The sequence below is a fragment of the Nonomuraea rhizosphaerae genome (assembly GCF_019396405.1).
GTDB lineage: Bacteria > Actinomycetota > Actinomycetes > Streptosporangiales > Streptosporangiaceae > Nonomuraea > Nonomuraea rhizosphaerae.
Genome location: NZ_JAHKRL010000003.1, coordinates 1 through 8149 on the forward strand (window position 1 = coordinate 1; position 8149 = coordinate 8149).

Here is an 8149-nt window from a genome sequence, read left to right on the forward strand (position 1 = left end):
CGATCTCGCGTACGCGAACCCGCTCAGCCACAAACAGAGTCTGAGGCGATCACACCGACCGAGGTGGGACCTTGATCGGCGTGTCCCTACGAAACGGGGCAAACCCAAGATGATGCGGCACTAGTGCGTTGGTGGTGCCAGTAAAAGTGCTGGCACCCCAAGTTATTGGAGGCAGACGGCAGGCTGAATTCTTCGGGTTGGGGGCGGCTTCTGCCGTGGTAATGCATATGGAGAGGATGCTGCCCCTGGGGCAGGATGCCTGCTCCAGGGGCACGGGGGCTTCTTTTAAGCCTTACTCCACTTGATCCACGCGAACGGTGTTGCCTTGAAGATCCGTCGCCCACCGGTGGCCATCCTCATCGGAGAAGTGCAACTCGGCCTTAGCGCTATGCAGGGCCCGCTCGACTCTGTCCATCCATATGAAGGTGGCCTCGCGGCCGGGAGGAAGATGCCCTAGCTCATACGTTTTCAGCAGTTCAGTAGCCCCTGAGGGGTAAATGTAGTCAGGCCGCTCTAGCTTCTCTGTATGGAAGCTTAGGTTCCGGATACCCATGTCGCTCCCGTTCCTGGCTGTGATGACTGCGGCCTGCCACACATTGCGTGCGCCAGGGTGGCTCCGTTCCTCAGTGATAAGGCTCCCCATAGCAGCGAACGCTACGAGCCCGTAGGGGCTGGCCGAATCGTATTCCAGTTCGTTGCTGGAGATACGTACTCGTCTGACTTGAACCTGTCTCTGCTGGCGCGCCTCCTGCTCGACCCGTTCGCGTTCCGCTTCACGGACACGGCGTTCATGCTCCAGTTGCTGAATTTGCAAGCCGAGTGCTTTGCCTTGCTGGCGCACAGTCATGACGATCAAGATTAGGGTGGCGACGGTGCCGATTGCGACGATCGCATCGCTCACCGCGGACACGATGTCGGTCCAATTGACGTCGGAGGCCGACGCCGTAGATATGGGCGATGGAGTCGGAGTCACCACAGACAGCTTCGGACTTCCCGTCACGGACGGGGTCGGAGTCACCAGTACATAATCCCAGATCGATCACACTGCTAGTCTCGCTCGCATCGTGGCATACCGTCGGCCGAACCCCGTCCATTGCGCCGGATCCAACACCAGCGCCGATGCAGACCATCCCGGCGAAGGCAGCGTGACATCTGCAACCGCGATCGGGCGAAAGTAGTCTTGCAACTCGACCTAAGCCGAGCCCATGTTTGCCCGCCGTGCCGTGTAATCGCCGCCACATCGTAAATACTGTGCGTAGAAAAATCTGAACCAGATAGGCCCGCATCCTCTCGGAGTCCAGATCCTTCACTCGCGTTTAAGTCTGTCGCCTTATCCGCCGTGTTCGCCTGATCTGCGGCTATTAGGTGCCAGGCGTTCGCCGGGTGAGTGGGATGTTGTGCTTGCGCATCCATGCCTTAAGGGCGGTTTCGAGGATGTCCTGCGGGCCGGTGGCCGTGTCCAGACAGGCGACGGTGAGCCGGTTGTCTGTTTGCCGGGTGATACGGGGGCCGACGTTCACGTCATCGACCTCTTCTTTCGCCCGGCGGGTGCGACTTTTCACGGTGCGCTCGCGCTTGGGGCGGCTGCCGTCCGGGCTGCGGGGCGGCTCGGCGTCGGCGGGAATGCCGAGGAAGTCCAGGTATTCGGCGAGGGCGGCTTCAACGATGCCGGACACGCCGAGGCCGGTGATCTCGTTGGCGTGGCTGAGGCGTTCGTTGAGGTGGTAGCTGAGGCGGGTGCTGAGGGTGGGCTTGTCCTGGCGGGCCTTGGTGCGGGGGCGGGTTGCCGCTTGCTGTTCCGCTTGCTTGACCAGTGCCTTGCGGGTGGCGGCGGCTGTGGTTGAGCGGGGCATGGGCGGCGGTGTCTCCTTGGCGCGGTGGGGCGTGATGTTGCCCCTTACCTTCCCGTGCTTCGGTTTGTTCTGCAAGTGACAGTGCTTGCGTGTCGGGAGTGACGGGGCGACGAACGGGCGGATTGCCCTTCATGACGTGGGCCTGAAAGCATGCGCGAGCATCCCTGAGAGCCAGCGTGAGCGTCGCGGATCATGAGTTGCGGGGATCGGAGCGCTACGCGTCTCGGGTCCGCCAGCGTGCGTTTCAGCACGCCCCAAAGGTTGTTGCGAAAACAGAATGAGCATGCAAGAATGGCGCAAGATCAAAACACGAGCGAACGCGAGCACAACCCAGCTCACGCAAGCAAAACAGCACACACCAACCAACCCACGAAAGGCACCACGTGACCACCGCCTCCGACAAGACCCTCGACCGCATCCGCGGTTACCTCGCCATCGCCGAACACCCCAACACCGGCACCGAAGAAGCCGAAACCTTCCGCGAGCGCGCCTACGCCCTCATGGCCAAGTACGGCATCGAACGCGCCCACCTCGCCGCCGCCGGGCAGATAACCGACGAACTCGCCAGCTGGGGCCTCGTCGTCAACGGCACCCACCAGGCCGAGCAGATCCAACTCCTCGCCGCCGTCGTCAACGCCAGAACCTGCCGCGTCCTGTCGTGGCGCGTCGACGGCCAGACGTTCCTCATGGTGTCCGGCTACCAGAGCGACCTCGACGCCGTACAGATGCTGTACGCCTCCCTGGCGCTGCAGATGGCCAAGGAAGTCAAGACCGTCACCCGCACCGGTCGCAAGAGCATCGCCACCATCCGCAAGAGCTTCATGCTCGGGTTCGCCAGCCGCGTCGGCGAGAAGCTGCGCGAGGCCAACAAGACCGCCGCCGCCGAGGCCCCCACTGCCAGCACGGGCCGCTCCACCGAACTCGTCCTGCGCGACCGGCGGGCCGCGGTTGACGACTACTTCAACCGGCAGACCCCCAACACCCGCGCCTCCAAAGGCCCGAAGATCGGCGACTCGCACGCCTTCCTCGCCGGCCGCGACGCGGGCGACCGCTCCGACATCGGCGGCAGCGCTCGTCTCGGGCGCAGCGGCCAGCGCGCCATCAACGCCTAACCCCCAGGGTGGACGCCACCCAGCGCCCGCCCTCAACCAACCCCTGAAGGAGAACCGTGGAGAACACGGAAACGACCTGCACCGCGTGCAGGACCCCCATCCGAAACCAGGCGACGGACGGCCGCCCCGACGTGTGGGAGCACACCACCGTCACGAAACCTCACTGCCACCTGCCCTTGGCTCCGCACGAGGTGGAGGAGGGCCTGCCCCGCGAGACCCGCAGGATCCGGGTCAGGGTGCAGGAGATCGTCACCTACGACTGGGAGACGGACTTCGAGGTCCACGTCGGCGTGACGCCGGACGAGCTGCCGTCCTACATCGCCGCCCACGAAGACCGGTGGATCGACGACATGGACGACAACTTCCACGAGTCCCACGACCGGCAGGTCCTCGACAACCACACGTTCTTCATCGACGACGCCGGGTACCTCGCCAGCCTCGCCAGCGGCATCAACACGCACCCCAAGTTCATCATGCAGTGGCTGACCCTCACGTGTCCGGTGTGCGGCGTCCAGCCCGGCGCAGATGACACCCAGCACCAGAACGTCGGCTGGTTCGTCGGCATCGCCTGCGACGGCATGCGCGTCGTTGACCCGGACTGGCTCGGCATGGAAGACGTCGCCTGGAAGAACTGGGCCAAGAGCGAACCCGTTAACGCAAGCAGAAAGGCTAGCACCTGATGGCCCGGATCGTCGTAAAGATCGAACCCGTCACCGTCAACGGCCAGGCCCGGCATCAGGCCGTCTGCTACACCCCCAGCTGCACGCTCGGCGTCGACGGCGGCCCGTGGGCCAGCCACGCCAGCGTGGTCAAGGCCGCTGCGGAGGAGACGGCCCGCCACCACCGGCAGGACCACCGCACCCCCGATCGGCGGCCGATCTCCACCAGCTCGGCAGCGAAGCGGGTCCCGCCGGACAGCCAGCAGTCCGACTGACAACCCACGGCGGCCCGGTCACGCGCCGGGCCGCCCCTCACTCTCTTGACCTGTTCACCGAGATACGACAACCGAAGGGACACCCCTTGAAGTACGTCATGTTGGACACGGAGACGACCCACCTCGACCCCGCGCTCGGCTCCCTGTGGGAGATCGCGCTGATCTGCCGCGACACCGACTTCCCTGACGGCGGCGACGCGGAGTTCTGGTGGCAGGTGAAGCCCGACCTGACCACCGCCGACCCCGCGTCGCTGCAGGTCGGCAAGTACTACGAGCGGAGCCTTGCCGCTCACATGAATGTCGGGTTCGGCGTGCAGTTGCTGTGCGGGACGGAAGACGGTGACACCCCCGAGGGGACCGTCATGCACACGATGACGGCGGGCGAGATCGCGCTCCAGCTCGCCCGGCACCTCGACGGCGCGACGATCATCGCCAACAACCCGCGCCACGACCGGGATTTCCTGCGCGCGTTCATGCACGCCAATGGGCAGGCGTTTACGGCGTCGCACCGCATGGAGGACATCCGGGCCCTGTTGACCGGCTACGTGTACGGCCGCCTGGCCGCCCACGGCGGCAAGGTGGACAAGGCATTCACAGGCGAGGCCGCAGAGCACGTCCGCGACTGGCTCGAAACCAGCACCGACGTGCTGCCCTGGGAGATCGTCGGCGTCACGCAGACCTGGGCGACCAAGCACACCGCGCTCGGCGACGCCCGCTGCGTACGCGATGTGCACGACGCCATCACCGGGTCGATCAAGCGATGACCAGCCCGCGACCGACAGACCCGTACGTGGCCGCAGGCGAGGTCCTGCGCGCCTACCAGCAGAAATCCGGAGTGCTCGCGGCATGGCGGCACCTGGTCAGCCTGGTCGGACGCCCGGCCGCTGTGGGGACGCTGCTGCTGCGCTGCGACAACGAGGCCGTCGCTTCCAGCGACAAGCTGACCTGCAAAATCCTGTCGGCTGCCGTCGCTGAGGCCGCGGCGGATGCCGGACTCTTTGTAGGTAATGGATAGCGAGCCACGGCACGGCTGCATCATCCGCTACGGGATCGCCCTGGAAGCCGACCCGGTCCGGATGGTGTTGTAGAACGGCGTGTAGAGGCACCGGAGCAAGGACATGCTTGCCCGGAGGTGAGCGAGTCGTAAGAGGCTCTGAAACAAATCCGATCTTGGCGATAAAGGAGAGGAACGCAGCCAGAAGATGTAAGGTTACTCCGGTGGGAGATAGTAAAAAAGAAAATGTAAGTGATCCTCGGGCCAAACGATGGCAGCGTCTTCTTGAGACAGACGCTCCTCGACAGCTGCAAAGTATCGAGATCTCAGACTCGAACATATTTGCCGATCAAATTATTGTTTTCTCTAGAGTTACGGCGATCATAGGGCGCCACGGAACAGGTAAGAGCCTATTACTCCGCACCATTGAGGCACTCTTCGGGTATTCCACGCCTCCTTATGCGCCACCCTTTGTTGGCGAAAGCATGAAGTATCATAATGAGAAGTTTTCGCGCCCGTCAGGCAACTTTCGAGTCACGGTCAAATGCCCCGACGGGTTAATCGTCAGGGATATCGAACTACAGGCTAGCCCCAAGGAACGCGCAATAGAGTGGGCGCCCATATTTGGCGCTTGCTACGCAACGCCAATAGCCGCCTTCTCTGATATTGGCTACATGTTCGATAATTCTGATCCGGCAAATGCAGTACGAGAGCGAGATGCTTCAAGGGCAGAACTGGATGCGATCAGGAACATAACCGGACGCTCATACGACAAGCTCACCTATCGCACTGTGCTAACGGACGAAATGGACGGTATAAAATATTACAGCCTTTTTGTGATCGGTGTCGAAGATGGCAGAAGGGTGGACAGTTGGACCTTGAGTCAGGGAGAGCTTTGGGTTCACCACATTCTTGGCGACTTCCTTTCTCGCGAGCTTGCCAATGAGAGACTTGCACTTATTGACGAGCCTGAGACATTCTTGGCCAATAGCGCACAGCGGCCTTTTGTCGATCAAGCGGCACGGGAGATCCTTAAAAAGGACTCGCAGTTAATCGTGGGCACGCACTCTTTTGATATGCTGAACAGATTTCCGCTTCACAACATACGGCTATGTCTGCGCATAGACGGAAAAATTCATGTTGTTCAACCCGCTACATTTGCCACGATCAGGGACGCAGTGGGTGTCGATGGACCTGTGCGAGGATTGATTCTCGTAGAAGACGCTTTCGCTGCGAAGGTGCTGAAATCTCTGTTTGCGATTTACGATGTCGCGCTGTATCGAGACGCGGAGGTTGTACGCTGCGATGGCGAGTCGGGCGTCAGGTCCGGAGTTCAGAGTCTGCGGTATGCGCGGCGAGTCAAATTTGTGGGTGTGCTGGATGGAGATCAGAGGGATGCATCAACGCTGTCGAAGGTAATGTCGGAAAATATTCTATATCTGCCGGGGGCATCAACACCCGAGCAGGAGCTATTGAATGGCGCTATACGCCACGCGAGCTTCTTGTCTGATCTTTCGGGTAGGTCGTCTAGTGAAATCATGGCAGGCGTAGACGCCTGCGCCTCGCTAGATCACCAGTATCAAATTGGCCGATTCGCGCGCCATATGGGCCTTTCGGAAGATACCATTACTTCTTACCTAGTTCGAGCCTGGCTGCAAAACGCGGAGATCGAAATGCAAGCGCGGAATCTTGTGGTGCAGCTCCGCTCTTGCATCACACCTGCGTAAAGTCATTTCGTCGACAGCGATTTTGGCGTACAGCTGCTTGGTGTCATTCCCTCGCCAGTGGCGCTTGGTTGTACCGGTCGGACGCACCAGAGCAAGCCTCATTTGCCTACACCTGTGTCTCCACGAAGTTCTGGATGCGTTGGTTGTCCCATCGGCAGTCGGCGGTTGCTCGGATGCCGCTTAGCTAATCGGCGAGGAGGTGGCCACAGTGGTCAACTTTGAGTCCCTTCCGGCAGCGAGTCTTGGGGCAGATTCTCAGCCCCTCTTTCGCTCCCCTTTCCTAGTCGCAGTACCGCCGCGCTGAGCTGATGGAAGAACCAGGTACGGGCAGCGAATTGTAGAAGCGAACGGCGTTCTCACCTGGAAGGACGTACTGTAGCCCAGTAAGGAGGGCTGTATTGCTTGCAACGGACCACACAGCTCGTCTCCCCTCGCTCTCTTGGACTTCGGAAGGACGGCGATGCCCGGGACCGCGAACCCTCTGTGCATCGGCCCTCGTTGTGGCCGGGAGCCCCGCCAAGCTGTGGCGGGGCGGCTCATCTGCGAGACCTGCACGACCAGGTTGCGGCGCGATCTGCAGGTCACGCCGCTGCTCATGCGGTGGCTCAATGAGCATGTGACGCCTGGCCAGGGCGGCGGCGATCGGGTGTCCGGCTCGCAGGAGGCCGGCACTCCGGCGCGGCTCGATGTGCTGTCGATGCTGCAGGAGGGGGCGACGCCGATCCACGGCGACGACGACGAGCAGATCGGGCCGCCGTCCATCCCGTCCACCCTGAGGAACTGGGCGTGGCTGATCGCCGAGCACCGGGGCCTGATCTACCCGCAGGCGGCCAGCGTCGCCGAGCTGTCGGCGTGGCTGCTGCGTCACCTGGATTGGGTGACTGGCCAGCCCTGGGTGGACGACATGATCGGCGAGGTGGGGGCGTTGCGTCGGTGGGCGCATGGGCTCGCGCCGTGGGCCGTGCATGTGCAGGAGCTTGTCGGGCCGTGCCGGTCGTGCGGCAAGCGCGCTCTGGTCCGGGTCGCGGGGGAGCGGTACATCGAGTGCGACGCCCGCGAGCAGGTCGGCGGGTGCGGCGCGCTGTGGACCGAGGAGGAGTACGAGGAGCACGTAGCCGAGCTGGTGGGGAGACGCCGCCAATCCCGCAAGGTTGGCGCGAAAACGAAACGAGGTGTGGCAGGATGATGTTCATGACGAACCCGAACCCTGGGCGGCTCCCTCCGGCAGATCAGAGAGCCGCTGCGGAGAAGGCCCTCCTGGAGGCGGCCCGCGAGTACTACAAGGTGATCGGCGAGGCGACCGAGAAGTTCAACGAGGCCCTTGCCGCCGCAGCGGGCCCGCCCGAAGGTGTGCCCGCCAGTGACAAGAAAAGCCTGGTGACGCGCCGCCGCATGGTGGACATCACGAAGGAGGCCGACCCTAACAGGGAGGGGTTCACGCTCTACACGATCCTGAAGGTCGTGTCGGCGCTCACGGACGAGTAGAGCCCCCGTCGACCACCGCATAGAAAGCTCCGGCCCAGGGCCGG

10 protein-coding genes are annotated in these 8149 nt (G+C 62.6%); 8 read left to right on the forward strand and 2 right to left on the reverse strand.

What is annotated here, in order from left to right:
- Nucleotides 1–292: 292 nt before the first annotated feature.
- Nucleotides 293–901, reverse strand: a complete 609-nt coding sequence (locus KME77_RS00035; RefSeq protein WP_219459817.1) for a hypothetical protein — start codon at nucleotides 899–901, stop codon at nucleotides 293–295.
- A gap of 460 nt (nucleotides 902–1361) precedes the next feature.
- Nucleotides 1362–1853, reverse strand: a complete 492-nt coding sequence (locus tag KME77_RS00040) for a hypothetical protein (protein ID WP_219459819.1) — start codon at nucleotides 1851–1853, stop codon at nucleotides 1362–1364.
- A 383-nt stretch (nucleotides 1854–2236) separates the two neighbouring features.
- On the opposite strand from KME77_RS00040, the gene KME77_RS00045 reads away from it, so the two are divergent.
- From KME77_RS00045 to KME77_RS00080, 8 genes are all read left to right on the forward strand, one after another.
- Nucleotides 2237–2965 (forward strand): DUF2786 domain-containing protein, encoded by a 729-nt coding sequence (locus tag KME77_RS00045; RefSeq protein WP_219459822.1) that lies wholly within the window; start codon nucleotides 2237–2239, stop codon nucleotides 2963–2965.
- 56 nt (nucleotides 2966–3021) lie between these two features.
- A complete protein-coding gene (locus KME77_RS00050) occupies nucleotides 3022–3645 on the forward strand; it encodes a hypothetical protein (protein WP_219459824.1) in 624 nt (207 codons plus the stop codon).
- Nucleotides 3645–3899 (forward strand): hypothetical protein, encoded by a 255-nt coding sequence (locus KME77_RS00055; protein WP_219459827.1) that lies wholly within the window; start codon nucleotides 3645–3647, stop codon nucleotides 3897–3899. Before KME77_RS00050 ends, KME77_RS00055 begins: the two co-directional genes overlap by 1 nt.
- Nucleotides 3900–3997: 98 nt before the next feature.
- A complete protein-coding gene (locus KME77_RS00060; protein ID WP_219459829.1) occupies nucleotides 3998–4663 on the forward strand; it encodes a hypothetical protein in 666 nt (221 codons plus the stop codon).
- A 26-nt stretch (nucleotides 4664–4689) separates the two neighbouring features.
- On the forward strand, nucleotides 4690–4914 hold the full coding sequence (locus KME77_RS00065; RefSeq protein WP_219459832.1) for a hypothetical protein: 225 nt from the start codon (nucleotides 4690–4692) through the stop codon (nucleotides 4912–4914).
- A gap of 203 nt (nucleotides 4915–5117) precedes the next feature.
- Complete coding sequence (locus KME77_RS00070) at nucleotides 5118–6620, forward strand: ATP-dependent nuclease (protein WP_219459835.1); 1503 nt, start codon at nucleotides 5118–5120, stop codon at nucleotides 6618–6620.
- A gap of 523 nt (nucleotides 6621–7143) precedes the next feature.
- Nucleotides 7144–7806 (forward strand): hypothetical protein, encoded by a 663-nt coding sequence (locus KME77_RS00075; protein ID WP_219459837.1) that lies wholly within the window; start codon nucleotides 7144–7146, stop codon nucleotides 7804–7806.
- 5 nt (nucleotides 7807–7811) lie between these two features.
- A complete protein-coding gene (locus KME77_RS00080; RefSeq protein ID WP_219459839.1) occupies nucleotides 7812–8105 on the forward strand; it encodes a hypothetical protein in 294 nt (97 codons plus the stop codon).
- Nucleotides 8106–8149: the final 44 nt, after the last annotated feature.